At 56.1% G+C, this 25270-nt stretch carries 34 protein-coding genes; 8 read left to right on the top strand and 26 right to left on the bottom strand.

Annotated features, from left to right (window positions below):
- Nucleotides 1-132: 132 nt before the first annotated feature.
- The 5 genes from M5R41_09400 to M5R41_09420 all read left to right on the top strand — a co-directional run bounded on the left by M5R41_09400 (nucleotide 133) and on the right by M5R41_09420 (nucleotide 5785).
- Nucleotides 133-2160: an ATP-binding protein gene (locus tag M5R41_09400; GenBank protein ID MCZ7556604.1), complete on the top strand. Its 2028-nt coding sequence runs from the start codon at nucleotides 133-135 to the stop codon at nucleotides 2158-2160.
- 41 nt (nucleotides 2161-2201) lie between these two features.
- Nucleotides 2202-3572, top strand: a complete 1371-nt coding sequence (locus M5R41_09405) for a sigma-54 dependent transcriptional regulator (GenBank protein ID MCZ7556605.1) — start codon at nucleotides 2202-2204, stop codon at nucleotides 3570-3572.
- Nucleotides 3573-3728: 156 nt separating this feature from the next.
- On the top strand, nucleotides 3729-4073 hold the full coding sequence (locus M5R41_09410) for a hypothetical protein (GenBank protein MCZ7556606.1): 345 nt from the start codon (nucleotides 3729-3731) through the stop codon (nucleotides 4071-4073).
- 54 nt (nucleotides 4074-4127) lie between these two features.
- Nucleotides 4128-4475 carry a hypothetical protein gene (locus tag M5R41_09415; GenBank protein ID MCZ7556607.1) on the top strand — a complete coding sequence of 116 codons (348 nt, stop codon included), beginning with the start codon at nucleotides 4128-4130 and terminating at the stop codon, nucleotides 4473-4475.
- A complete protein-coding gene (locus tag M5R41_09420) occupies nucleotides 4472-5785 on the top strand; it encodes a hypothetical protein (protein ID MCZ7556608.1) in 1314 nt (437 codons plus the stop codon). Before M5R41_09415 ends, M5R41_09420 begins: the two co-directional genes overlap by 4 nt.
- A gap of 219 nt (nucleotides 5786-6004) precedes the next feature.
- On the opposite strand, the gene M5R41_09425 is transcribed toward M5R41_09420, so the two are convergent.
- The gene (locus tag M5R41_09425; GenBank protein MCZ7556609.1) at nucleotides 6005-7777 is read right to left on the bottom strand and encodes a T9SS type A sorting domain-containing protein; all 1773 of its coding nucleotides are present in this window, start codon (nucleotides 7775-7777) and stop codon (nucleotides 6005-6007) included.
- A gap of 375 nt (nucleotides 7778-8152) precedes the next feature.
- Nucleotides 8153-9094 (bottom strand): tartrate-resistant acid phosphatase type 5 family protein, encoded by a 942-nt coding sequence (locus M5R41_09430; GenBank protein MCZ7556610.1) that lies wholly within the window; start codon nucleotides 9092-9094, stop codon nucleotides 8153-8155.
- A gap of 79 nt (nucleotides 9095-9173) precedes the next feature.
- Between M5R41_09430 and M5R41_09435 the strand changes: the two genes are divergently transcribed.
- The 3 genes from M5R41_09435 (at nucleotide 9174) to M5R41_09445 (ending at nucleotide 12470) form a co-directional block, all read left to right on the top strand.
- A complete protein-coding gene (locus M5R41_09435) occupies nucleotides 9174-10652 on the top strand; it encodes a phytoene desaturase (GenBank protein MCZ7556611.1) in 1479 nt (492 codons plus the stop codon).
- A 396-nt stretch (nucleotides 10653-11048) separates the two neighbouring features.
- Entirely contained in the window at nucleotides 11049-12140 is a 1092-nt protein-coding gene (locus tag M5R41_09440) for a saccharopine dehydrogenase NADP-binding domain-containing protein (GenBank protein ID MCZ7556612.1), read from the top strand.
- Nucleotides 12141-12257: 117 nt separating this feature from the next.
- Nucleotides 12258-12470, top strand: a complete 213-nt coding sequence (locus M5R41_09445) for a hypothetical protein (GenBank protein ID MCZ7556613.1) — start codon at nucleotides 12258-12260, stop codon at nucleotides 12468-12470.
- A gap of 442 nt (nucleotides 12471-12912) precedes the next feature.
- Here the strand turns inward: M5R41_09445 and M5R41_09450 are convergent, their stop codons facing one another.
- From M5R41_09450 to rpsC, 24 genes are all read right to left on the bottom strand, one after another.
- Nucleotides 12913-13503, bottom strand: a complete 591-nt coding sequence (locus M5R41_09450; protein MCZ7556614.1) for a MarC family protein — start codon at nucleotides 13501-13503, stop codon at nucleotides 12913-12915.
- Between the two features lie 103 nt (nucleotides 13504-13606).
- Nucleotides 13607-14194, bottom strand: coding sequence for a ribosome biogenesis GTP-binding protein YihA/YsxC (gene yihA, locus M5R41_09455; protein MCZ7556615.1), 588 nt, complete (start codon nucleotides 14192-14194; stop codon nucleotides 13607-13609).
- Between the two features lie 58 nt (nucleotides 14195-14252).
- The gene (gene rplQ / locus M5R41_09460) at nucleotides 14253-14897 is read right to left on the bottom strand and encodes a 50S ribosomal protein L17 (GenBank protein MCZ7556616.1); all 645 of its coding nucleotides are present in this window, start codon (nucleotides 14895-14897) and stop codon (nucleotides 14253-14255) included.
- Between the two features lie 21 nt (nucleotides 14898-14918).
- Entirely contained in the window at nucleotides 14919-15920 is a 1002-nt protein-coding gene (locus tag M5R41_09465) for a DNA-directed RNA polymerase subunit alpha (protein ID MCZ7556617.1), read from the bottom strand.
- Nucleotides 15921-16032: 112 nt separating this feature from the next.
- Nucleotides 16033-16419 carry a 30S ribosomal protein S11 gene (gene rpsK / locus M5R41_09470; protein MCZ7556618.1) on the bottom strand — a complete coding sequence of 129 codons (387 nt, stop codon included), beginning with the start codon at nucleotides 16417-16419 and terminating at the stop codon, nucleotides 16033-16035.
- Between the two features lie 33 nt (nucleotides 16420-16452).
- On the bottom strand, nucleotides 16453-16833 hold the full coding sequence (gene rpsM / locus M5R41_09475) for a 30S ribosomal protein S13 (GenBank protein ID MCZ7556619.1): 381 nt from the start codon (nucleotides 16831-16833) through the stop codon (nucleotides 16453-16455).
- A 45-nt stretch (nucleotides 16834-16878) separates the two neighbouring features.
- Complete coding sequence (gene rpmJ, locus M5R41_09480) at nucleotides 16879-16992, bottom strand: 50S ribosomal protein L36 (protein ID MCZ7556620.1); 114 nt, start codon at nucleotides 16990-16992, stop codon at nucleotides 16879-16881.
- Nucleotides 16993-17010: 18 nt separating this feature from the next.
- On the bottom strand, nucleotides 17011-17229 hold the full coding sequence (gene infA / locus M5R41_09485; protein ID MCZ7556621.1) for a translation initiation factor IF-1: 219 nt from the start codon (nucleotides 17227-17229) through the stop codon (nucleotides 17011-17013).
- Nucleotides 17222-18007, bottom strand: coding sequence for a type I methionyl aminopeptidase (gene map / locus M5R41_09490; protein ID MCZ7556622.1), 786 nt, complete (start codon nucleotides 18005-18007; stop codon nucleotides 17222-17224). The genes infA and map overlap by 8 nt, the downstream gene beginning before the upstream one ends.
- Nucleotides 18008-18022: 15 nt before the next feature.
- Nucleotides 18023-19363 (bottom strand): preprotein translocase subunit SecY, encoded by a 1341-nt coding sequence (secY, locus tag M5R41_09495; protein MCZ7556623.1) that lies wholly within the window; start codon nucleotides 19361-19363, stop codon nucleotides 18023-18025.
- A gap of 14 nt (nucleotides 19364-19377) precedes the next feature.
- Complete coding sequence (gene rplO / locus M5R41_09500; GenBank protein ID MCZ7556624.1) at nucleotides 19378-19845, bottom strand: 50S ribosomal protein L15; 468 nt, start codon at nucleotides 19843-19845, stop codon at nucleotides 19378-19380.
- Between the two features lie 32 nt (nucleotides 19846-19877).
- The gene (gene rpmD / locus M5R41_09505; GenBank protein MCZ7556625.1) at nucleotides 19878-20063 is read right to left on the bottom strand and encodes a 50S ribosomal protein L30; all 186 of its coding nucleotides are present in this window, start codon (nucleotides 20061-20063) and stop codon (nucleotides 19878-19880) included.
- A gap of 15 nt (nucleotides 20064-20078) precedes the next feature.
- On the bottom strand, nucleotides 20079-20597 hold the full coding sequence (gene rpsE / locus M5R41_09510; GenBank protein MCZ7556626.1) for a 30S ribosomal protein S5: 519 nt from the start codon (nucleotides 20595-20597) through the stop codon (nucleotides 20079-20081).
- Between the two features lie 28 nt (nucleotides 20598-20625).
- Nucleotides 20626-21000, bottom strand: coding sequence for a 50S ribosomal protein L18 (gene rplR, locus M5R41_09515; protein ID MCZ7556627.1), 375 nt, complete (start codon nucleotides 20998-21000; stop codon nucleotides 20626-20628).
- Nucleotides 21001-21033: 33 nt separating this feature from the next.
- Nucleotides 21034-21573 (bottom strand): 50S ribosomal protein L6, encoded by a 540-nt coding sequence (gene rplF / locus M5R41_09520; GenBank protein ID MCZ7556628.1) that lies wholly within the window; start codon nucleotides 21571-21573, stop codon nucleotides 21034-21036.
- Nucleotides 21574-21597: 24 nt separating this feature from the next.
- The gene (gene rpsH, locus M5R41_09525) at nucleotides 21598-21987 is read right to left on the bottom strand and encodes a 30S ribosomal protein S8 (protein ID MCZ7556629.1); all 390 of its coding nucleotides are present in this window, start codon (nucleotides 21985-21987) and stop codon (nucleotides 21598-21600) included.
- A gap of 34 nt (nucleotides 21988-22021) precedes the next feature.
- The gene (locus M5R41_09530; GenBank protein ID MCZ7556630.1) at nucleotides 22022-22207 is read right to left on the bottom strand and encodes a type Z 30S ribosomal protein S14; all 186 of its coding nucleotides are present in this window, start codon (nucleotides 22205-22207) and stop codon (nucleotides 22022-22024) included.
- A 26-nt stretch (nucleotides 22208-22233) separates the two neighbouring features.
- Complete coding sequence (gene rplE / locus M5R41_09535; GenBank protein ID MCZ7556631.1) at nucleotides 22234-22860, bottom strand: 50S ribosomal protein L5; 627 nt, start codon at nucleotides 22858-22860, stop codon at nucleotides 22234-22236.
- A gap of 26 nt (nucleotides 22861-22886) precedes the next feature.
- On the bottom strand, nucleotides 22887-23219 hold the full coding sequence (gene rplX / locus M5R41_09540) for a 50S ribosomal protein L24 (protein MCZ7556632.1): 333 nt from the start codon (nucleotides 23217-23219) through the stop codon (nucleotides 22887-22889).
- 25 nt (nucleotides 23220-23244) lie between these two features.
- Entirely contained in the window at nucleotides 23245-23613 is a 369-nt protein-coding gene (rplN, locus tag M5R41_09545) for a 50S ribosomal protein L14 (GenBank protein MCZ7556633.1), read from the bottom strand.
- Between the two features lie 25 nt (nucleotides 23614-23638).
- A complete protein-coding gene (gene rpsQ, locus M5R41_09550; protein MCZ7556634.1) occupies nucleotides 23639-23920 on the bottom strand; it encodes a 30S ribosomal protein S17 in 282 nt (93 codons plus the stop codon).
- A 2-nt stretch (nucleotides 23921-23922) separates the two neighbouring features.
- Nucleotides 23923-24126, bottom strand: a complete 204-nt coding sequence (gene rpmC, locus M5R41_09555; GenBank protein MCZ7556635.1) for a 50S ribosomal protein L29 — start codon at nucleotides 24124-24126, stop codon at nucleotides 23923-23925.
- Nucleotides 24127-24144: 18 nt separating this feature from the next.
- Nucleotides 24145-24567: a 50S ribosomal protein L16 gene (rplP, locus tag M5R41_09560; GenBank protein MCZ7556636.1), complete on the bottom strand. Its 423-nt coding sequence runs from the start codon at nucleotides 24565-24567 to the stop codon at nucleotides 24145-24147.
- A 40-nt stretch (nucleotides 24568-24607) separates the two neighbouring features.
- Nucleotides 24608-25264, bottom strand: coding sequence for a 30S ribosomal protein S3 (gene rpsC, locus M5R41_09565; GenBank protein ID MCZ7556637.1), 657 nt, complete (start codon nucleotides 25262-25264; stop codon nucleotides 24608-24610).
- Nucleotides 25265-25270 lie beyond the last annotated feature (6 nt).

The following is a 25270-nucleotide window of genomic DNA, read 5'->3' on the forward strand; positions in this document are numbered from 1 at the left end:
CAGAGTACGACAAACCATTGCATGCAGTGTTACGTATGGAAGTCGTGTTTGCGGAGGGATGTGAAACAGAGAATGCATTCTGCAATTCTCGCGGGGGTTTCGTACTATGTGCTGTACAAAACCGGATCTGCCGTGATACCACACCTGTCCTTTCGAACGCGCCTTCTCCTTGTGGGCATGACCATTACCGCAGCCGCCCTTGTCGCCTTTGTCTATGTGGAGGTGACGCAAAGCCGCGACGAATTGCTTGCCCACGCCACCGCCGAGGCGGAAACCCTTGTCGAGACGCTCAATCTCGGAAGCGCGATGAACCTTCTGACAACGCGGGAGATGGAGACGTTCCTGCTCGACCGGCTCGTGGTCGCCGCCCGACTTGTGGATCATATCGGGGAACACATGCGACTCGACGAATCCGCGTTGACCGAGGAACTTCGCAACTCCGACCTCGACCTCATACTCGTGCTGACACCTGAAGGTCGTATTGTTTCCGGTGCCTCATCGAACGGGATACATCCGGCCGGCAGCGAAAATGCGATACACCTCGTCGCGAAGCCGGTACTCGAGGAAGAGTACCAGTGGTACGCCGCGCCCGCGGTTTCCCTGCCGGTGCTGAATGACACGTTGTTCTTGCTGGCGGCATCACGACAGCGAGGGGGAGCCATCGTCGTCGGGGTTCGGTCGTCGTTTCTGCTCGACCTGAGAAAACGGTTGGGTATCGGACGCCTCGTGCGCGATATCGGCGACAATCCCGATATCGCCTACGTCGTTCTTCAGGACGTCGATGGCATTGTTACAGCAAGTGCCGGGATTGACACGCTCAGCGCCATCGTGGATGATCCCTTTCTCCTCTCGGCACTGTCGGGCTCAAAAACAGCGACCAGGATTACCGATACAGACGACGGCGTGGTGCTGGAAGTGGTGCGACCGTTGCACATCCCTGAACGCGAACCCATGCTGTCGAGAGTCGGCGTTTCTCTCGCACGCGTACGCGACATTCAGCAACGCTCGATGCGGCGCGTCATCATGCTTGCGGGAGGTCTCTTTCTTTGCATCGTGCTCGTGGCGGTGTTTCTGAGCACCCGGGCGAGGCTCTCTCTGCTGCATGACGAACACCGACGCATGCGCGGTTCGACGGACGTGATACTGGACAACATAGCCGACGCCGTCGTCGCCGTTGATCCGGGAGGCAGGGTGACGGGAATCAACCGGGCGGCGATGGAGATTTCGTCCGCCCGGGGCAGCACAGACGAGTCCCTGCCCTACGACTCCGCGTTCCCGGGAGATCTCCTGTTGCTCAACGAGACCGCGAACGCGGGTCCGATCGCGTATCGTGAACAAACCATTCGGACGGAACAAGGATCACGGATATACGCAATCAGAACATCCGTTGTCCTCGATGCCCAGGGGCGACCGGACGTCCGCATCGCCGTGGCCAGGGATCTGACGGAGCACCGGAGAGCTGTCGAGCAACTGCAGCGCAAGGATAAGGTCACCGCCATGGGCGAACTCGCCGGCGGCATCGCGCATGAAATCCGCAATCCGCTCAATGCCATTGGTATCATCGCGCAGCGATTTCAGCAGGAGTTCGTGCCATCACAGGATGTTGACGAATACCGCGGACTGGCCGCTACCATGCGCACCGAGGTGGAGCGGGTGAACGCGATCATTACCCAGTTCCTGGCATTTGCCCGCCCCCCGAGACCCGTATTCAGCGTGGTGGACCTTGAGCAACTCGTCGATCAGACAATTCAGACGGTGCGCAGTCAGGCGCGCGCGGTCAATATCGATGTACTCTTCATTTCGGAAGCACGGACGATGATTCTGGGCGACGCAGACAGGCTTCAGCAGGCGTTGTTGAACATCCTCCAGAATGCCATCGAAGCCATCGGTACCGATGGACGGATCAAATGTGTTCTGTGCAGAGCGGATTCGCACGCCGTACTGAGCGTCGCCGACACCGGGCCGGGAATTCCTGAACACATCAAAGAACGCATGTTCAATCTCTATTTCACGACAAAGCCGGAAGGCAGCGGACTCGGCCTCGGGATGGTACAGCAAATCGTCAGCGAGCATGGAGGCGAGCTGCACGTCCTGAGCGAGCCGGGCGTTGGCGCGACCTTCGTTTTGCGGTTTTCTCTTGCCGGCGGCAATCCGGCATGATGCTTGCTGCATCACACAGATAACAGCCAGGACCAGATTCCATGAGCACCATCGTAATACTGATTGTCGACGACGAGGAAGCGCAGCGCTCTTCCATCGCGGGTTTTTTACTCAAGAAAGGATACTCCGTACATCAGGCCGCATCGGGTACGCAGGCGGTGGATATCGCCGCTTCCACGCATCTCGATCTCGTACTCACCGATTTCCGCATGCCGGACATGACTGGCGGAGATGTGCTGCACAGAATCCGTGAGATCAATCCGGATATTCCGGTGGTCGTCGTCACGGCGTATGGCTCGATAGAGAGCGCTGTCGGTCTGATGCGGCAGGGAGCATTCGACTATATCCAGAAGCCCGTCGATCTGGATGAATTGCTGCTGGTGATCGAGCGCGCGCACGAGCGATCCCATCTTATATCGGAAAATCGGCAACTCCGCGAACAGCTTGCGGGAAAAGCGTCTTTCGCCAATATCGTATCGCAAAGCGCGGAAATGGAAACCGTTCTCAATACCGCCGCCAGGGTGGCGGAAAGTAAGGCTTCCGTGCTCATTCGCGGTGAAAGCGGCACCGGGAAAGAACTCATCGCGCGGACCATCCATCTGGCAAGTGACCGGAGAGACATGCCGTTTGTGGTCATCAACTGCGCCGCGATACCTGAAACACTGTTCGAAAGCGAGCTTTTCGGTCACGAGAAGGGTGCGTACACCGGAGCCGAGCGCCAGCGCATCGGTAAATTCGAGCAAGCGGACGGTGGGACCCTCTTTATTGATGAAGCCGGGGATATTCCGCCGGCCATTCAGGTGAAGCTGTTGAGGGCATTGCAGTTCGGTGAAATCCAGCGTCTGGGGAGTAACGATACTCTGCACGTCGATACCCGTATCATCGCCGCCACCAACAGGCCGCTGGAAGACCTTATACGCGACGGCTCCTTCCGCGAAGACCTGTATTACCGCCTCAATGTCGTGACGATCACCCTCCCTCCCCTGCGCCAACGGAAAGCAGATATCGGATCGCTGACGCAAGCATTCGTGCGCACATTCGCGGAACAGAACGGGAAGCGCGTCAGCGGTGTTTCGCGGGAAGCAATGGATATGCTGCTCCGTTATGACTATCCGGGCAACATCCGGGAACTCGAAAATATTATTCAGCGCGCTGTCGTGCTCGCGCGCGAGGAGATTATCACAACAGGCGATCTGCCGCCGAACGTGCAACTCGCCATGAAAACCTCGGGTCCGCTTGCGATGGGCGACGTTGCCCTGGGTGATCTCAACGATGCCGTCGAGAGGCTGGAGGACGCGATGATTGAAAAAGCATTGCAGGAGAGCGGCGGGAATCAGGTTCGCGCGGCAGCGTTGCTCAACATCTCCGAGCGTACTCTCAGGTACAAACTCTCCAGAAGAAAAAACGAGTGACGTTTCGACATTTTCTGACTGCACAACGGACCGTTCGACAATTTTTGCCGACTCCGAGAGATCCGGCAGCAGAAAGCGAGTACGCAAAGGCAAAGTACATTTTGGCACGGTAGTTGTATTTATTCCGGCAACACCTTACTCACTCTGAGGACAATCATGAAAACCATCTTTCAAATCAGTGCCATCGCGATCGTGTTGCTCGCGTTCGCATTCAACTCCAGCGCGGTAGCCCAGAGCAACCCGAAAGCCAACAAAGGCAGCAACACGACACAGGTCGGACCGAAATTCATTGATGAAGACGGCGACGGCGTGTGCGACAACAAGGGAACAAACACGGGACGCCAGTACCGCAACGGTGGCAAGGGTCAGGGCCAGGGTCAGGGCCAAGGCGAGTGCACCGGCGATCATCAGCGCCTCCGCCTGCGTGATGGATCCTGCGGCGATACACCGGCGAACCGCACCGGCGCAAAGCAGCGGAAAAACACAAATTCAGCAAAGTAAGACCAACGATTTGGGGCGGGAAACACCCGCCCCGCCTTCGTAGCGGAGCCGATCATGATACGCACCCTCTTCCTCACCATTCTTCTCCTCTCGGGCATGCACGTTTCCCGCACCTGCGCACAGGAAAAGCAGGCGACGAAGCCGAAGCAGCAACAGACAACTGTTGACGAGCGGGAGAAAGCAACCCAAACACAACAATTTGTCGACAGCGATGGCGACGGCATTGACGACCGCAAGAGCGGTGACGATGCCTCACAGACCGAGCCGACAAGACAGCACCGCAGGCAGCGTGCCCGCGATTGTTTCATCGACCGTGACGGTGACGGGATCCATGATTCCCGGGGCGCGGGAGTGGGAGCAACAACCGGTTCCGGCAAAGGAAAGCGCTGGGGTCGAAAATGAAAAAGTTCAGTGCGATTGTGGTCCTTCTGCTTGTGAGTTTCGCCGGCGCCCGAGCGCAATTCCTCGGTACCGTGTCGCTCGAGAGCGGCTATTCCGACAATATGTTCAGCAGCGCTTTACGCACACCGGCGGCATCGACCGACGCGACACTGATGCTCGGGGTTTTCCCGGAAGACGCCAACTGGGCAGTGAATTACACCGGCGCCCTGACAAGTTTCGCGCAATATCCTGACCGGTTGTTCTCGACACACAGTCTCGGCGGAAGCTTCGGTCTGCCGTATGGAGAGGACGGCAATAATAACCTTTCCCTCCTGGTCATGGGCGCACTGCGCACCGATAAACCTGAGTACGCGTTGTATGACTACCGCCAGGCGATGGCCTCGCTCAGTGCGAAGCATTACTTCCTGGACAACCTGTTCGGCCAGGCATCGCTGCAGACGAGGTACCGCTCGTATCCCAACTTCGGCGAACTCGGCTACCTCGAGAATGTCGCAGCAATAGGCAGCATGGTGTTTCTTGAATCGCGTACAAGCATCCGTATTCAAGCCGAAGCGGGCTTCAAGAATTATCAGAAGTCATCCGCTTCGTCGCAAAGCACAGCGCAGTTCACGGGCTCATCCGCGACGACATCGCTGACAAAGGGTGTGGCGGGAATCGAAGGCGGCGGACCCGGCAATGGCGGAGGCGGAAATGGAGGCGGCGGGAACGGCGGTGGCGGCACAGGCGGCGGCAGCGGTTGGGGAGGCGGCGGGAGCGGCGGTATCGGAATGGGACAGCATGGGCTCAATCCTGAGGTCTCCTATCTGATGTACGACGAGCCATCCACCAGCCAGGTGCGACTCTGGGTGAATATCGGTCAGGCCCTCGGTGAGCAAACCGGACTGAGCCTGCGTTTTCAGCAGCGCATCAATCTCACCGAACGCGGCCGCGCATTCGTAGGCGGCACTGTGGATTTGATCGGAGAAGAGGAATTATTCGACGACCCATACAGCTACGAAGGCAGCGAGGCCTCACTGACGCTCACCCAGATCCTGCCCTGGAGTATGCAGGCCAGAAGCGGCGGATTCTACTTTTCAAAGCAATACGCCTACGCGGCCTCGCTGGATGAGAACGGCACCGCAGGCCCGATGCGCCTCGATACGCGTTTCGGCGCATGGATCGAAATCAGCAAAGAAATCGGCGGCGACTGGCTGCTGTTCCAGGGCATGAAGCTCTCGCTGCAGTACACGTATCTGCGCAACCAGTCCAACAGCACCTGGTACGACTACAGCGGAAACAACATCGGTTTCGGGATTAGCACGGATTTCTGAGTACATGCCCGGCGCCTTCGATGTAGAACCTGAATCGCGGGAAATAATACTTGTTCGCGTTCCATCCGATCCTCAGAAAGTGCCTATCAGCGACGATAGACAACGAATCCTGATCGGCCCAACCATCCTCCCGCATGTACATTCCCCACAATGCCGACAGCGGAGGCGATCATTCGATCACCTCCGCTGAGCAACGATGACTGTGAGGTACACGTTGGTTCACCACACCACCACCGAGGAGCGCGCAACGGGTATACCCTCGGCATCTTGCGCTACGAGCAGATAGCGGCCGGCAGCGAGACCCGTGAGCGGTAGCGGGATAGTGCTCGCTCCATCGCCGCTGTGCTCGAGGCGCTGCGTACTGTACAGCCTTCCGTCCATGCCATACAGATGCAAAGTGTAGGAGCCCCGCTTGCCCATAAGCACGATTGATGCATTTTTCCCTGCCGGATTGGGGTAGGGAGTGATGGTGAGGAGCCGAGGCGATGCGTGCACCACTTCTTCCATCTCGTTTGTGTCGAAGTGGATTTTCCCGATGAACGAGGTCCCGCCACCGACATACTGCGTGCGCATGCCACCTGGACGGACAGGGATTTGCCGACCTGTATAGCCGGTGAAATACCACCCCAGCGGTGAGGGTATAATTTCGCTGATGCAATCAAGACCGCTCCCGTTCCAGAGATAGTGGACCTTGGTCGGCTGATATTGGGACAGATCAAATTCGACAAGAAGCATCATCATTGTGTTCCAGTCACCCTGCGGCGTTTTGAGAACGCCGAGAAGCGTATCCGAATTCGATGCCATACTTAATATTGCACGCTGATCATCTACTATTGCGACGTCAATTATTTCCTCTGCACCATGACCAACGATCAATCCTGAAAAGGGAATTTCATCCCTTGCCGCATCGTAAATAACATAGCTGGCCGAGTAAAATCCGAGCGTATCTTGTCCAATTGCCGGGTGTGTAAGGGGAAAACCTTCCGTACCGTTGGTCATACCGACGATGTGTATCTTTTCGCCTTGTTGACGCGTCGAATAAATGAAGTCATTGGTTATTCCGCCGACGTAGCTGCAATACTCGATTGCGCGGAACTGCTTATCCGTGCGGAGAATGAACATATCGGTGACGCCGCCGAAATCCTTTTGAAACGCGTTCCCGGTCACCTTTAAATCCCAGGACCAGGTATCACCGACAAATACGAAGGAATCGTTGGTTTCATACAGGCCCCTGAATGTCTCGTCCTGAAGCCCTCCAAAGAACACGACCTGCTCCAGCGAATCGTTTCTGAGAACAAACACGGCGGCATCTCCCAACCATGATGTAGGTTTGCGCGAAAACGTTTCCGGATTTATCGGGAGATCCGTTGAATTGGAAAATCCGGCAAGCATCAGACGGCCATCCGAAGTCACCATCGAGTACGCTCGGGCTTCGTCCCCATCGCCTCCAAGATAGCTGATGTAGGTAAATCGGAACGAAGCAACATCGAATCGGGCATACCAGAGATCCCATTCGCCATTTCTTTGTTTCTGCCTCGCATTTTCCGTCACAGGGAAATCCGTTGAGTTGGTATGCCCGGCAAATATCACGGCGCCGCCGGTCTCATCCCAGCAAGGTCTGTAGGGAAAACTATAGCCATTTCCCCCGAGGTAGCTCGCATACAGTATCCTGGACACGTCAAGATCGTACACGGCAATATACACACTCACTTTACTCGATAGTGCCATGCTTCCTTGGTAGGCATCCACCGTCACGGGCAAATCTCTCTCGGTTGTATAATACATGCAGATCAACCGTCCATGCGTACTGTCAACGAGTATACTTCCCAGAGCCACTTCATCATTATACGAAGCACTATCTCCGCTGAACAGCGTCAGAACCTCGATTCCCTTGATTTGCCCATGTAGGGAGCGAACTTCGAGGCCTACCATTAAAATGATAAGAACAGAACTCAGTCGCATATATTGAATGAGGGAATTTCCTGATCTCATAACCGTCTCCTGATGCTGTAATTACATGTCACCAGCACCCCGTTGGTGTGCACTGGAGATCCGCTGAGGCGGAAGGATTATCAAGCCGGGAATACTCTACAGACGAACTAAAAACAACAAGCATGCAAATCGATCTTTCCGCACATTGATCGCCAGAAATATCACGAACTACATTATTAATGTCAACACCCCCGAAAATATTTCCTTTCTGTACGATTTTCACGCACAACGACCACCTTCCCTGCACAGATCATGGGGATGAGTCGGGTAATGTAAAGAACGTGTCCACGACATCGAACGGGAAGCGAACTTTCAATCAGCCACGTTGACTCAATTTCCGGACTTCACGAGTACTGGCTCAGGCGAACATGCGCATCAGCGGCGATTTCTCTCACGGGGGTCCACGGTCGAGTAGAGCAGCTTCGCATTGGCGTCGTACACCTCGATCAGCATCGATTCCTTCGAGCAGGCGATACGCATGAAACCCATGGAGGCGGCGCAGAATTCGGTGCGCTCACCCGGCGCCGTCTTCCGATTGCTTGCTCCCCCGCCGCTGATCAGATAGCGTATACCGTGTACTTGCTTGATGACCTGCAAGTCGTGGTCGTGTCCGTTCACATACGCGTGGACACCGTGACGCTCCATCAGCGGGGATAAATGGCGCTTCATGGTTGCATTGTCCTTGTAATGCCCGTGCGAATACACCGGATGATGGCCCACGAGCAGCTTCCACTCCTCGTCCGAAGCCGCGAGAGCCGAGTCTATCCAGGCCAGATGCGCCTTGCGCTTTTCCGCTCCGGCGATGAGTTGCTGCGTGTCTATACCGATCACACGGACGCGCACATGCCCGTCCGCGGAGGCGAAGGCTGTGCTCCACGAGCGCCCCGGCATGCGCCAGCGGGTGACGGAACCGTCTGTGAGCGTGCGGCCGGAGTAGGCGACCTGCGCATCCGGATTTTTGCGATAGTCATGATTGCCCAGCACCGCCCAGAACGGCACGGGAAGGTCCGAAGCGGTAAAGACTTTCTCGAACGTGCGTTGCCATTGCGGATCGTTCACATCACTGACACCGGAAGGATAGAAATTGTCTCCGGTGCTCAACACCGCGGTCGCGCCGTGCTGTCGGTACACCGAGGTCATGGCCTTCGCGACACGCTTCGCGCCGACGCCGCCCGTTCCCCAGTCTCCGACGACAAGGAAGTCGACTGTCTGATTCGAAACCGGCGTCCCCTGCTGCGCGATGAGGAGAACAGGGAGACTCACGAACGCGAGAAGGACTGCGAGCACGATCCGGCGAGGGAGGAAGGAACTTTTCATGTGTATAATTGCCTTATTGATAGCAGACTTGTAAGCTATCAATGATCAACGAACCTATCAACACCGGAGAAATGACCAGATGAGCCGCATCGCAGTGATCGGTTCCGGATTCGGAGGCATGGCCGCGGCCCTGCGGCTCCGCGCCCAGGGGCATGAAGTAACCATTCTTGAAAAGCTCGACAAGCCCGGCGGCAGAGCGTACGTTTTCGAGCAGGACGGGTACAAATTCGACGCCGGCCCCACTGTGATTACCGCACCGTGGCTGATTCACGAACTGTTCGAGTTGTTCGGAAAAAACAGTCGCGACTACGTGGAAATCGTCCCGGTGCATCCTTTCTACCGCATCTATTTCCACGACGGCAGTTTTTTCGAGTACAACAACGAACCCGGCTTCATAGAGGAGAACATACGGAAATTCAATCCTTCCGATGTGGACGGCTATCGTGCGTTCATGAAAAGTACGAAACCCATATTCGAGAAGGGCTTCGTGGAGCTGGCGGACAAGCCGTTTCTCACTATCGGCAGTATGCTCAAGGTGCTGCCCGACCTGGTCAAGCTCGGCTCGCATCGGAGTGTGTATTCGTATGTGTCGAAGTTCATCAGCGATCCGCGTCTTCGCATGGTCTTCACGTTTCATCCCCTGCTGGTCGGCGGTAATCCGTTCCACACCACGTCGATCTATGCCATGATCCACTATCTCGAAAAGGAGTGGGGCGTGCACTATGCCATGGGTGGTACCGGACAGGTGATTCAGGCCTTTGCGAAGCTCTTCGCGGAACAGGGCGGGACGCTCCGTCTGAACACGGAAGTTGATCGCATCGAAGTGGCGAACAGACGGGCAACAGGAGTGCATCTCAAGAACGGCGAATTCGTCGAAGCCGACGCCGTGGTGTCGAATGCCGATGTGGCATACACCTATCTGCGTATGATAGACGGTGCACAGCGGAAAAAATACACCGACAAGAAAATCGCCGGCATGCGCTACTCCATGTCCTTGTTCGTGATCTATTTCGGAACGACCCGCCAGTATCCGGATATCGCGCATCACGACATCATCCTCAGTCATCGGTACAAGGAGCTGCTGGAGGATATTTTCACCAACAAAATTCTGGCGGACGATTTCTCCCTGTATCTCCACCGCCCCACCGCCACGGATTCCTCCATGGCGCCGGAGGGTTGTGACGCGTTCTATGTGCTCGCGCCCGTGCCGCACAACGCATCCGGCATAGACTGGACCGTGGAGGGACCCCGTTTCCGCGACCGCATCATGCGCTTCCTGGAGGAGCGTTTCCTGCCCGATCTCTCGAAGCATCTTGCGACAATACGCATCTTCACACCGGATGACTTTCAGCACCGGCTGAACAGCTATCTCGGTTCTGCATTCTCGGTGGAGCCCATACTGACACAGAGCGCCTGGTTCAGGCCGCACAACGTCAGCGAAGACGTGGACAATTTGTACTTCACCGGCGCGGGCACCCATCCGGGTGCGGGATTGCCGGGCGTGCTGTCGTCGGCCAAAATCGTGGAGCGTCTGGTTGCGGAGGCGCACGGCAGCTGATTCGGAGCAGGTATTTCCGTCTCCGGATAATGCTCCCGGAAAGGGGAATCGCCTTTCGCCGCCGTCCCTCCCCGGATGCGGTGACGCGCAGGGCGGGTATTGCGGGCACTATCCCATGATAGGCATGAAGGCAATGCATTTTACAATTCCGTGACACGTCTCCGTCACTGATTTCATAGATTCATACCTGATGATACAGCATGACGCTGTATCCGGGGTGCGACCCTGAGTCTGTCACGACGCACGAGTGACGCATCTCGAGTCACGCGGTGCGCGGCGGTGTGCGCGCTGCGTTCTCTCCCGCACGGGCCGACCAATCCGGCGCGTTTGAGTTCAGGCGTTGAGCCCTTCTGATACTCCGGACCAGTCCATCACACAATGCACGGAGATGCTACCATGAACGAAGCAACGGATACGAACGGTGACCATCGCTGGATGCTGTATGGCGCAAACGGATACACGGGGACGTTAATCGCGGAAGAAGCTGTCCGTCGCGGCGAGCGGCCTGTCCTGGCGGGCCGTAACGCAAAGGCGTTGGAAGACCTTGGCGCCCGCCTGGGTTGCGAAATCCGGGTATGCGGCCTCGGGGATGCAGCGCAGCTCGGAGATGCGCTGTCGGATATATCGCTGGTGTTGCATTGCGCGGGGCCGTTTACGCGAACGTGGGAGGCCATGGTGCATGCCTGTCTGAGCACCGGGACGCATTACATGGACATCAACGGCGAAATCCCGGTACTCGAAGCGCAGTACCCTTTACACGAGCAGGCGTGTGCGCGAGGCATCACCGTATTGCCCGGATCGGGCTTCGATGTGGTGCCCACGGACTGTCTCGCCGCTTCACTGCACAAGGACATGCCCGATGCGACACATTTGCGTCTTGCCTTCGCGGGAAAAATTCATCAAAGCCCCGGCACCTGGAAAGCCACGCTCGAGGCGATTCCCCGCGGCGGGATGATACGGAGGGACGGTGAGCTGCTGCACATTCCGCATGCGGACCGCATCGAACTCCTGCAATTCGATCATGGCAGTGAATGGTGCATGAGCATTCCCTGGGGCGACATCGCTTCGGCGTACAGAAGCACAGGCATACCCAACATCGAGGTATTCGGGGGCACGGGACGCGGCGCCGCGTATGTCATGCGTGCGATGCGTGGCGTGACCCACGTCATGCGGGGTGCGATGTTACGGGCGAGTGAAGCGGTGATTCACTCACTGGTGCGAGGGCCGAGCCTGCGGCAACGTCGCAACGGACGGTATCACATACTCGGGGAAGTTCGCAACGAGGCCGGTAATCGCATCAGAAAATGGATGATCACTCCCGAGGGGTACACGACCACTGTTCTTACCGCGCTGGCGCTGACCGAACGCATTCTCTCGGGCCAGGTTCCGCATGGGGTGCTTACACCATCGCAAGCGGCCGGGTGCGGGCTCTTGCGGGAGATCGAGGGATTTCGGCTCATCGACCCTCCCATGCGCGAGAACGGATAGTCCTGCGACTCCACCTCGAGTCTCTATGCTCACGGCAGAGCTTCTTCGAGTGGAAGAATACGGCGCACCATGCTATCGACCGCGTAGCGTTTTTCGTGGTCTCACGGTCTTGTTGGCATGTTCACGCAACGCAGCTTTGAACATGCGGTAATGCCGTTTCAGACGCTCCTCGTATTCATCAGTCAGCACGACATTGATAAACACATCCAGCAAGGCGACAGAGTATTCGCTTTGCTCGTTGTAGGGATCGAGGGACGCACCGCTGCTCTCCAGAGCCAGTGGCTTGTCGTGGAGTGTCTTCTCGTAGAACGCAGGCCCTCCCAGCCGTAACTGATTGTTGCCAGCACCTTTGGAAGCGTCAATCTGGAGGAAACGAAAAGCACCACGCGCCTGCAGTCACAGGCGGGATCGTCGCAGTACAGCTCCAGAAATCCGTACACGTCGCCCGGTAATACAAGATCGCCATGTACAAACACTGATCGCGTTTCAGAAAATCCGATTTTCGGGACGCGTTCGTGGAAGTATGTATACGGCATGATGATACCTTCGTGTGTTCACTGCGATGTAAGCAACAACGAAACCGGAAAAAATCATTTCCTGCCAACAAAAGCACACGAGATACAGCACCCGCCATTCATCAGGGATTCATCAGTGCCGCCGGGGCCGGAGTCACTCAGGAAGCACGTACGATGCGAATGCCGCTGCTCCCTGATAGCACCATCAATCGCGCTATGCTTCAGGAAGGCAGCTGACTGTCGCTATGTGCATGGTGTCAGCCGATACCCAGTGCGCCTTCCACACCGGAGCGAATCATCATCACCGCGATACCGGCCATGAACAGAGACGCAACCTTCGCGAACGCCTGCGATCCCGCCTCACCCATGATACGGATGATGAATTTGGAATTGAGCAGCACAAGGAGGACGATCAGCAGATTTGCGAGCAGCGCTCCGAGAGTCATGGGGATGCCCTGCGTGTCCACGAGAATCAGGATGGTGGTGAGCGCTGCGGGTCCCATCATCAGCGGTATACCGATGGGGACCACGCCGACCGTTGCTTTGGGTTTGCGCCGATCCTCCTGACTCTGCGATGTCGCCAGATCCTGTATGGAGAGGATAAGCAGCAGTACACCGCCACCGATGCGGAAATCGTGTGCGGTGATGCCCATGAATTCGAAGAGCGCGGTGCCCGTGAACAGAAAAACCACGGAGATGATCAGTGCCGTGAGTGCGGCGCTGTAAATGAGTTTGCGGAGTTCCTTGTCTGCCATCCCTTGCGTGAGGCCGAGGAAGAGCGGAACGAGACCCACCGTGTCCATGGCGACGAACAGCGGGATGAACGACTTTGCGAATGATTCGAGCATGATCTGTTGTAACGGATAACGGAGTGAAGCAGGCTTCATCCAGGTGAGGCCGGCGCTATGACGAGGAGTCGATCAGCCGGCTTGTATGAAACGATGTTGCGGTCTAGTCCACATTCCCCGCGGAATCGAAAATACGCTGCAAGAGCTCCTTTTTCCCCAGTCCCTTCAGACTTGACACGAGAAGGAGATCTCCCGTGTACCCGATCTCGCGCATGGCGTTCAGGAGCAGCCGTGTCTGTTTCGAGCGCTCGGATTGGTTCAGCTTGTCCACCTTGGTCAATACAATTTGTACGGGAAGCACCCGTTCGATGAACAAGCCGAGCACACTCGCGTCGGACGCCTGCAGCGGCAAACGTGAATCGATGAGTTGCAGGACCAGACCGAGAGGCCGCTGTTCCCCGAAATAGTTGGTAATCAACTTTCCCCACTCGGCTCTGCTGGTATGGGACGCCTTTGCATACCCATAGCCCGGCAGATCCACGAAGCGGAGGGTATCACCGATGCGGAAAAAATTGATCTGCCGCGTTTTGCCGGGCGTGGCACTCACTTTCGCGAGTCCCTTCAGACCGGTCAGCAGGTTCAACAGCGAGGATTTCCCGACATTGGACCTGCCGACGAACGCGAATTCCTTGCGATCCGGTGCGGGGAATTGCGACGGCGAGACGGCGCTGATTTCGAAAACTGCGTGCATGGGTGTGCCAAAAAAAACGCCGTGGCATTGCCACGGCGCTGCAATGGTTACGTGGCGGTCAGGCCTTGGGCTCCTCTTCGGAGGCTTCGGCTGCGGGGGTCTCTGTTTCCGGAGTTTCCGCGTTTGCGAGGTCGTCGGTTTGCGCGACAGCGGCGGCGTCTTCCACCTCTGCGACGGGTGCTTCCACCTCTTCTTGCGCGGCAGCGACAGGAGCGGCTGCAGCTTTTTCCTTGCGATCCTCAGCGGCTTTGCGACGCTGCAGTGCGGCCTTGGAGCGGGCGACGCGATCTTTGCGCTGTTTGGTGTCCTGCGCCTCGTTGTAATCCACGAGTTCGATCACCGCCATTTCCGCGCCGTCGCCGAGGCGATTGCCGAGTTTCAGCACACGGGTATATCCGCCCTGACGTTTGCCGACTTTTTCCGCGATTTCGGAAAAGAGCAGGTTGAGCGCTTCCTTGTCGCGAATGAATTTCGCGATGATGCGGCGTGAATGGATATCCACGGGTTCGCCGCTTTTTTCGCGCATATAGGCGTCACGGGCACGCGTGATGAGCGGTTCAACGATGCGGCGGGTTTCCTTCGCTTTCGCTGCCGTCGTCTGAATGCGTTTGTGTTTGATCAGCGCAACGGAGAGCGCCGAGAGGAGAGCCTTGCGATGACTCGCCGACCTTGAAAGTTTCCGTCCAACTTTTGCGTGTCTCATGATGATATTCTATTTCTTAGGTTACTCTTCTTCCTGGATCTCGCCAGCGTTCAGATATTTGTCGACGTCCATACCGAAATACAATCCGAACTCATCCACAATCGCGCCGAGTTCGGCGAGCGATTTACGTCCGAAATTGCGGAACTTGAGCATCTCCGCTTCGTCGCGACGGACGAGATCGGCGATGTTGCGAATGTTCGCGGCCTTCAGGCAATTGTGCGAGCGGACGGACAGTTCGAGGTCATCGACGGACGTGGTGAGAATCTTGCGAATGCGCATCACCTCGCCATCTTCCATGGAGAGCTCAATGTCCTCTTTCTTGCCGATATCGAAGCTGATGAACATTTCGATATGGTCAAGAAGAATTTTCGCGGCTTGCGACAGCGCGTTTTCGGGAGTGATGGAGCCGTCGGTTGTCACTTCGAGCGTCAGTTTGTCGTAGTCCGTGCTTCCGCCCACACGCGTATTTTCGACGAGGACTTTTACGTTCTTGATCGGCGTGAAGATCGAATCGATAGTGATCGTTCCGAGGGGTTGATCCGCCAGTTTATTTTCATCGGCGGGCACGTACCCTCTGCCGCGGCCGATGCGCAGTTCGATATCGAACGCAGCTTCCGGCCCGAGCGTGCAGATATACTGCTCGGGGTTCAACACCTGGAATTCGGGCGAGGCGGCCTGGATGTCGGCACCGGTAAACGTATGCGGCCCCTTGAGCGAAATCATGATGCTGGAGGCCTTGGGATTCACCGCCTTGAAGCGAATTTCCTTCAGGTTAAGCACCATCTCCGACACATCCTCGACAACCCCGTGAATGGTGGAGAACTCATGCATCACGCCGTCGATCTTGATCGCGGTGATGGCAATGCCGCTGAGCGAGGAGAGCAGAACGCGGCGAAAGGAGTTACCGATCGTGATGCCGTACCCCTTATCAAGCGGCTGAACAACGAACTTTCCGTAGGTTGCGGAATAGGTCGCCTCGTCAAGGACGATGCCCTCAGGCATTTGAATCATAGTCGTATTCATCTGTGAAAATGTTCTCCTGTTAAAGGGTTCTGTGTCTGGTCACGGTCTGACAGTCTGACATCGGGTACACGACACGCGGCGGGCAAGGCTGCCGGGTCAGTTCGATGCTGCGTCAGACTCTTCTGCGCTTCGGCGGCCGACACCCGTTGTGCGGGATCGGTGTGACGTCACGGATCGCCATAATTTCCAGACCGGCGGTCTGCAGCGACCTGATAGCGGCTTCCCGACCTGAGCCGGGCCCCTTCACAAACACTTCAACTTTGCGAAGACCGAGATCATATGCTTCCTTGGCGGCGCCTTCCGCCGAGACCTGTGCGGCGAACGGAGTGTTCTTGCGGGAACCCTTGAATCCGTTCTTGCCGGCGGAGGACCATGAGATGGTATTTCCGTACACGTCCGTCAGCGTCACGAGAACGTTATTGAACGTGGCCTTGATATAGGCACGGCCCGTGGTGTCGACCTGGATCTTCTTCTTCGTCTTCTTTACGGCTTTTGCCACAGCGACTCCTGTATAAAACTCTTGTGTGCGAGATTACTTCTTCGAAGGCGCCTTTTTCTTGCCGGCGACCGTTCTTCTGCGGCCCTTACGGGTGCGCGCGTTGGTTTTCGTCCGCTGGCCGCGTGCCGGCAGACCTTTTCTGTGGCGAAGACCACGGTAGCAGCCGATGTCCATCAGACGCTTGATGTTCATCTGCATTTCGCTGCGCACCGCACCTTCGACCTTCATACCGCTGATGATGTTGCGGATCGCGTTGATTTCGTCTTCAGTCAGATCCTCGATCTTCTTGTCGTGCGGTATTCCCGTTTCATCGAGAATACTTTTCGCGGTCGAACGCCCGATGCCGTAGATGTAGGTCAAGGCGATGACGGCATGTTTCGCTCTTGGTAAATCGACTCCAGCTATGCGTGCCAACTGTAACTCCTTGCAGCTCTTTGGTGAGTTCTGGATACCAACGGATTAACCCTGGCGTTGCTTGTGCTTGGGATTCGTACAAATGACCCGTACCACGCCTTTGCGGCGGATCACTTTGCACTTGTCACACATTTTCTTCACAGACGCACGGACTTTCATGATATCTCCGTAAAAAAACTATTTGTATCTATACGTAATTCTGCCTTTGGTCAGGTCGTACGGCGAGAGTTCCACCGTCACTTTGTCGCCCTGCAGGATGCGGATAAAATGCATGCGCATTTTTCCGGATACGTGGGCCAGCACTTCGTGCCCGTTTTCGAGGCGTACTCTGAACATCGCGTTCGGAAGGGTTTCCGTTATCACGCCGTCTACTGTAATGGAGCCCTGTTTAGCCATCGCGTCGTTCAAAGTGATTGGTGAGCAAAACCGGTCCTTCCTTAGAAATGTACACTGTATGTTCGAAGTGCGCGGATGCGGAGCCGTCCTTTGTCAGTACCGTCCATCCATTTTTTGCGATGCGTACCTTGAAGCTTCCGTAGTTGACCATCGGTTCGATCGCGAGCGTCATTCCAGCTTCCAGCCTGGGGCCGGTGCCGGCCTTTCCGAAATTCGGTACAGCCGGTTCTTCGTGCAGCCGCCGCCCGATTCCATGCCCGACGAGGTCTCGTACGACGGAAAAGCCGTTGGTTTCGACATGCTCCTGAATCGCTGCGGAAATATCGTACAGGTGGTTGCCGGGCACCGCCTTGTCTATTCCGAGGAACAGCGCTTCGCGGGTGACGTCCATCAGTCGCTGCCGTTCAGGATCCACGGTTCCGACGGGAAGCGTGATCGCTCCGTCGCCGAAAAATCCGTTTTTCTCCGCTCCGACATCTATCGAGATGATCTGTCCATTTTTCAGGGCCTGAGGTCCGGGGATACCGTGCACCACTTCGTCGTCGATAGAGACGCAGAGCGTCGCGGGAAATGGCGGAATGGTTTTGCTGCCGGAACTGTAGCCCTTGAATGCAGGGCGGGCGTTGCAGGAGCGAATGAAGTCTTCCGCCATGGTGTCAAGCTCGGATACCAGAGTACCTTCCTTGACGAGGGGCATGAGCAGGCGATGAACATCGGACACGATTGCGTTGCTTTCACGCATCAGCTCGATATCTGCCTCGGTTTTCCTTTCGATCATGCCCGGTTCAGTGTCCTAACCGCGTCCGATTCGTCCGCGGATTTTGCCGCTCTTCATGAAGCCGTCGTAATGACGCATGAGGAGGTGGCTTTCAATTTGCTGCAGCGTGTCGAGCGCAACGCCTACGATGATCAGCAGACTGGTACCGCCGAAGAACTGCGCGAATTCCGGCGTGACATTTAATTTCATCATGAAGGTCGGGAGCACGGCGATGATAGCGAGAAAAATCGAACCAGGAAGCGTGATCTTGGTCAAGATGTTCTCGATGTAATCGCGGGTGTGCGTTCCCGGACGAATGCCGGGAATAAAGCCGCCCTGACGTTTCATGTTGTCGGCTACGTCCTGCGGATTAAAGGAGATCGCCGTGTAGAAGTACGTGAAGAAGATGATCATGATGCCGTAAATCGTCGCGTAAAAGAACGAGTCGAAGCGGAACCAGACGGCAAGCGTCTGCATGAACTCGTTCTCCGGGAAGAACATCGTGATCGTTTCCGGCACAAACATAATTGATTGCGCGAAAATGATGGGCATGACGCCGGCGGTATTCACGCGCAGAGGAATGTACTGCGTCACGCCTCCGTAGACCTTGCGACCCACGACTCGTTTTGCATACTGCACGGGTATTCGCCGCGTCCCCTGGGTCACCATGACCACTGCTCCGGTGATGACCACCATGAGGCCAATAATGATGATGGTGATGATGATGTTCGTTCCTCCCGTGAACTCGCTTAGCAGCGATTGCGGAAGACGCGCAACAATACCGACAAAGATGATAAGGGAAATACCGTTCCCGATACCCCTCTCGGTGATTTGTTCACCGATCCACATCATGAGCATGGTCGCCGCGGCGATGATCAACATCGTCGTGAGCGCGAAGAAAAGCCCCTGTACCTCGGGCGGAACGACGGGCGCGCCACCGGGTGTCGTGAGGTTTTGCAAGCGCACACTCACGCCCCACCCCTGCAAGGCGGCGATGAAGATCGTCCCATAACGGGTGTACTGGTTGATTTTCTTCCGTCCTTCTTCGCCGCCTTCCTTCTGCAGCTTCTGGAAGTACGGCACTACCGCTCCGAGCAGCTGAAGAATAATCGAAGCTGTGATGTACGGCATGATGCCGAGCGAGAAGATCGCGGCGTTACTGAAGGCACCGCCGACGAAAAGGTCAAACAGTCCAAACAGACCGCCGGAGCCCGTCTGTGAACTGAGATAATCCGCCAGCAGGGACGCATTGACGCCCGGTAGCGTGACGTGTGAGCCGAAGCGCACAATCACGAGCATGACAAGGGTGAACAGGATCCGCTCCCGCAGCTCCTGGATCTTGAACATATTGCGAATACTTTCGCCGAACCCAGCCATTATATACCTGTGTGTTACGCTGAAACTGTGGTGACTGTACCGCCTGCCGCCTCAATTTTCTCCTTGGCGGTAGCGCTGAAGGCGTGTGCGGAGATTTCGAGCTTGCTGCTGATCTCGCCGTTGCCCAGGATCTTTACCAGAGAGCGGCGCTTGGACACGACACCCACGTTGTACAACACGTCCGGATTGATGATACCGTCGGTAACGACTCCGTTTTCAACGAGTTCCTGGAGACGCGACACATTGATTCCGAGGTATTCGACGCGGTTGTGATTCGTAAAACCGAATTTCGGCAGACGGCGCTGCAGCGGCATCTGTCCGCCTTCGAAGCCCAATTTGCGCTTGGCGCCCGAGCGGGACTGCGCACCTTTGTGTCCGCGTGTCGAGGTGCCGCCGTGACCGCTGCCCTGGCCGCGCCCGATGCGTTTGGGTTTCTTTCTCGAACCTTCCGCGGGTCGGAGATTTCCTAAATGATTCGTCATTGTATTATCCTGCTATCGTTTTCTCGTCCGTCTCAGCCTTCCACTTCCTCGACCGATACGAGGTGGGAGACCTTGCGAATCATACCCCTGATTTGCGGGGTATCCGTGTGGATGACAACATTATTCGGCCGACCGAGTCCGAGCGCTTCAATCGTGCGCTTCTGATTTTCGAGTCTGCCGATGACGCTGCGCGTCTGTGTAATTTTGAGCTTCGCCATTTTTCTTTCCACCCTTTACTTGCTGACCTGGGTCGTGAACACGTCCTTCACCGTCACGTTACGCCTGGCCGCAACCGAACGCGCATCGACGAGGCGTTCAAGCGCGTCCATCGTCGCTTTGACGACGTTATGCTGATTGGACGTACCGAGAGATTTCGTCAGCACGTCGAGGACGCCGGCGCTTTCGAGTACTGCGCGCACTCCCCCGCCTGCAATGAGACCGGTACCTTGCGATGCCGGTTTGAGAATGACCCTGCCTGCACCGTAGCGGCCGATGACCGGATGCGGGATGGTGCCTTTGATGATCGGGATGCGGATGACGCGTTTGCGCGCATCTTCCACACCCTTCGAAATCGCGTCGGTCACTTCATTTGCTTTGCCGAGACCGATGCCGACATGCCCGTTGCCGTCGCCTACCACGACGATGGCGTTGAAACTGAAGCGACGACCGCCTTTTACGACCTTCGCAACTCGTTTGATCTGGACGAGTCGCTCCTTCAGTTCGAGCTCGCTTGCTTTAACTACGGTAGCCAAGTATCACTCCTTAAAAATTCCGTCCAGATTACAATTGGAGACCTGCTTCACGAGCGCCGTCGGCAACCGCCTTGACGCGACCGTGATACAGGTATCCGTTGCGGTCGAACACCACATTGGTGATGTTCTTTGATTGTGCGAGCTTTGCGATTTCCTTTCCGACAAGCTGTGCGGCCGACACTTTCCCTTTCTGGTTTTTCAATTCCTCCACGACCGCTTCGGTCTTGGTGGAGACAGTGCCGAGGGAAACACCGCGAGAATCGTCAAAGAGCTGCGCGTACATATGCTTGAGGCTGCGGTACACGGTAAGCCGCGGGCGATCGGGGGTACCGACCACTTTCTTGCGAATGCGGATTTTGCGCTTTTCGCGTTCCGTGTACTTTTTCACTTTACGAATGGACATGATATTCTATGCTCCAGTATCGATACTTCTCAATTACGATTTCGCGGTTTTACCGGCCTTACGACGAATCTGCTCGCCGGCGTATTTGATGCCCTTGCCTTTGTACGGTTCGGGCGGGCGGATGGCGCGAATTTTCGCGGTCACCTGACCGACGAGCTGTTTGTCGATGCCTGTGACGGTCATCGCCGTATTCGACTCAACGGTAAACGTGATTCCCGCAGGCGGGATAAACGCGACCTGATGCGAATAGCCCATGGACATCAACAGCTTGGTCCCGAGCATTTCAAATTTGTAACCCACGCCGACCAATTCGAGCTTCCGGGTGTATCCGTCAACGACGCCGACAACCATATTCTGGATGTTCGCGCGCGTGGTGCCATGCAGCGACCGGTGGGTTTTCAGGTCGGAAGGACGCGTAACGGTAACCTGGCCATCTTCGATGGCGACGGTAACCTCGTTGGACACGGGGCGCTTCAGCTCACCTTTGGGGCCTTTGACCGTAACGATGCCATCCATGAGCGTCACGCTCACGCCGGAGGGAATCACAATGGGGTTTTTACCAACTCTAGACACGGTTCAACTCCTTCTCGATGATGCTTACCAGATTCTGCAAAGAACTTCCCCACCCACGTTTTCCGCTCGCGCCTGTGCGTCGGTCAACAGCCCTTTCGGGGTGGAGACGATGGTGATACCCAACCCGTTGAGCGTGCGGGGCACCTCGTGAGAGCCGGCGTATTTGCGCAGACCCGGAGAACTGATGCGCTCGAGACCTTCGATGACGGACTTCCCGCCCTTGTATTTCAGGTAAATGCGTATCGTGCCCTGCACGGTATCGTTGAGTATCGAGAAGCCGTTGATGTACCCCTGATGGTAGAGTATTTCCGTCAGCCCGACCTTCATGTTCGATGCGGGGATTTCGACCTGCTTGTGATTCGCGCGAATGCTGTTACGGATGCGCGTCAAAAAATCTGCGATTGGATCTGTCATGATGAATTCTATCGTTTATCCGTCGTGAATACTCTTACCAACTGGCCTTGCGGACGCCGGGGATCTTACCTTCGAGGGCGAGGTCGCGGAAACAGAGACGGCAGAGGCCGAAGCGGCGGTAGTACGCGCGGGCACGGCCGCATTGCTTGCAGCGATTATATGCCCTGACGGCGAATTTCTGCTTTTTATTGGACTTGACAATCAGAGACGTACGAGCCACGGTGTATCCTCTTCTTCGTTAATCGTTTATGCAACTTCTTTTTTCCGGAACGGAAGGCCGAACTGCTTGAGAAGGGCCATGGCTTCCTCGTCCGTTTTGGCGCTGGTCACGATCGTGATGTCCATACCGAACACACGAGCAATCTTGTCGACATCAATTTCAGGGAAAATGATCTGTTCCTTTACACCGATGCTGTAGTTTCCGCGGCCGTCAAAGGACTTGTCCGACACACCTTTAAAATCACGGATGCGGGGAATGGCGGTACTGATGAAGCGATCGAGAAATTCATACATGCGGGCGCGGCGGAGCGTGACACGCAAGCCGATTTGCATACCGGTACGAAGCTTGAAATTCGAGATGCTCAGTTTTGCCTTGGTGACGACGACCTTCTGTCCGGTGATCGTCTCAAGGTCGTCCGCGGCTTGTTCGATGAGCTTCGCGTCCTGAATCGCGTCTCCGAGACCCATGTTGATACAAATCTTCTCGATTTTCGGTACCTGCATGATGCTGGTGTAGGAGAACTGTTTCATCAGTTCGGGGACAATGGAGGTCTTATAGCGTTCGAACAGACGGACGCTTTCGACGGGATCGTCGCCGTACTCTTTCTGTTTTGCCGCGGATTTTGCCGCAGCTTTTTCCTTGGTCTTGGCCATGATCTGAATATTGAGTGCGTTGAAGATTATTCGATTGTTTCACCACTGGCTACGCTGCGTCGCACGTAGCGGGTCTTTCCGGTATTCTCGTCGGTGACAGGAGCTTTCCCGACGCGTGTAGGCTCGTTCGATTTCGGATCGAGGAGCATCACGTTGGAAATATGAATAGGCGCTTCCTGGCGGGAGATGCCGCCCTGGGGATTGGCCTGTGTCGGCTTTCTGTGTCGCGAGACGATATTGACACCTTCGACGATGATGCGCGACTTTTCCGGGATCACGCGCAGGACTTTACCAGATTTCCCCCGCGAGTTGCCGGCGATGACCATCACCATGTCGTTTTTCTTGATCTTGAGCTTCATGATTCTTTACGCTGAATGATGGTTATCAGAGTACTTCGGGTGCAAGTGAGACGATCTTCATAAAGGACTTTTCGCGCAGTTCTCTCGCGACGGGTCCGAAGATACGTGTACCGCGGGGTTCGAGGTTGTTATTGATGAGCACCGCCGCATTTTCATCGAAACGGATATAGGAACCGTCCGGTCGGCGGTATTCTTTTTTGGTCCGCACGATCACCGCCTTGGAGACTTCTCCCTTTTTCACGGCGCCGCCGGGAATGGCCGATTTAACCGTGATGACGATAATGTCGCCCACGCCGGCATAGCGGCGTCCGGATCCGCCCAGAACGCGGATGCAGCGGATTTTTTTCGCGCCGGAGTTGTCGGCGGCGACGAGATTGGTTTCTTCCTGAATCATCGGTGATACCTATTACTTTAAGCCGTTAACGTGCACGTTCTACGATTTCGACCAGCCGCCAGCGTTTGCGTTTGCTGAGGGGACGGGTTTCCATGATCAGCACCTTGTCGCCGGGAGCGGCGGTGGAATGTTCGTCATGCACGAGATACTTCTTGGAGGTCTTGAAGTACTTCCTATACAGTGGGTGCGGAACCTGACGCTCGACGGAAACAGTGATCGTCTTGTTCATTTTATTGGAAACAACGAGACCGACGCGCGTTTTGCGGAAATTCCTTTCGGTGGAAGGGGATGACTGTGCGTTCTCCATGATTACTTCTTCTCTCCGCTGATTTCGCGTTCGTTCAATACCGTTTTCATGCGCGCGACATCGCGACGCGCTTTGTTGATCTTTGAGGTGTCGGTCAGCTGCGAGCTGGCATGCTGAAAGTGCAATGTGACCATCTGATCGAGTTCCTGCGCAATGCGCTCCTCGATTTCAGCATTCGTGAGATTCCGGACTTCTGATGCTTTCATTATCTGCTGCTCCAGCGCTTATTCGCCCGAAAAATCGGGGCGGGTAACGATTTTGACCTTCAGGGGAAGTTTGTAGGCCGCAAGTTTGAGGGCCTCGTGTGCAAGTTCCGACGCGACACCGCCCACTTCGAACATGATACGGCCGGGCTTGATGACAGACACCCAGAACTCCGGTGCTCCCTTGCCTTTACCCATACGGGTTTCGAGCGGCTTTTTGGAAACGGGCTTGTCGGGGAAAATGCGAATCCAGACTTTTCCGTCGCGCTTCATACGGCGCGTGATTGCAATACGCGCGGCTTCGATCTGGCGCGAGGTAATCCAACCCGGCTCCAGGGCCTTGAGGCCGAAGTCGCCGAAGCTCACGCTCGAACCTCTGTACGCCTTGCCGGTCATGCGGCCGCGCTGCTGTTTTCTGAACTTGACTCGTTTGGGCATTAACATGGTCTATATCCTTCGCTTGCTGTTCTGGTATCGTCCGCCGTTACACCCGGCCCGACTGCATGGCGGATTTTTTACCGATCACTTCACCCTTGCAAATCCACACCTTGACACCGATGGAGCCATAGATGGTTTTCGCGGTCGCTCGGGCAAACTCGATGTTGGACCGGAGGGTATGCAGAGGGATGCGTCCGTCTTTGTACTGTTCGGTGCGGGACATTTCCGCGCCGCCGAGACGACCCGCACACATGACACGGACGCCATCGGCACCCATACGCATGGCCGAGGTGATGGCGGACTTCATGGCGCGACGGAACGAGACACGGCCTTCGAGCTGGCTGGCGATATTCTCGGCCACGAGATAGGCGTCGAGTTCCGGACGTTTAATTTCCGAAATCAGGATTTTCACATCCTTGTTCGTCACTTTCTTGAGCTCTTCTTCCAGCTGCGCGATTTCCTTGCCGCTCTTTCCGATCACGACACCGGGACGTGAGGTATGAATGGCGAGAACGACGCGCTTCGGTGTGCGCTCGATGACGATACGCGCGATGCCAGCTTTTTTCAGACGGTTCCGGACGTAATTGCGGATCATCAGATCCTCGTCCAGCTTCGTCGCGAAATTCCTCTCATCGTACCAATTGGCATCCCACTCTCTGACGATGCCCAGGCGAATTCCAACGGGATGTGTCTTCTGACCCAAGATAGT

The organism is Bacteroidia bacterium (genome assembly GCA_027493955.1).
In the GTDB taxonomy this organism is placed as follows: Bacteria; Bacteroidota; Ignavibacteria; order SZUA-365; family SZUA-365; genus JAOSJT01.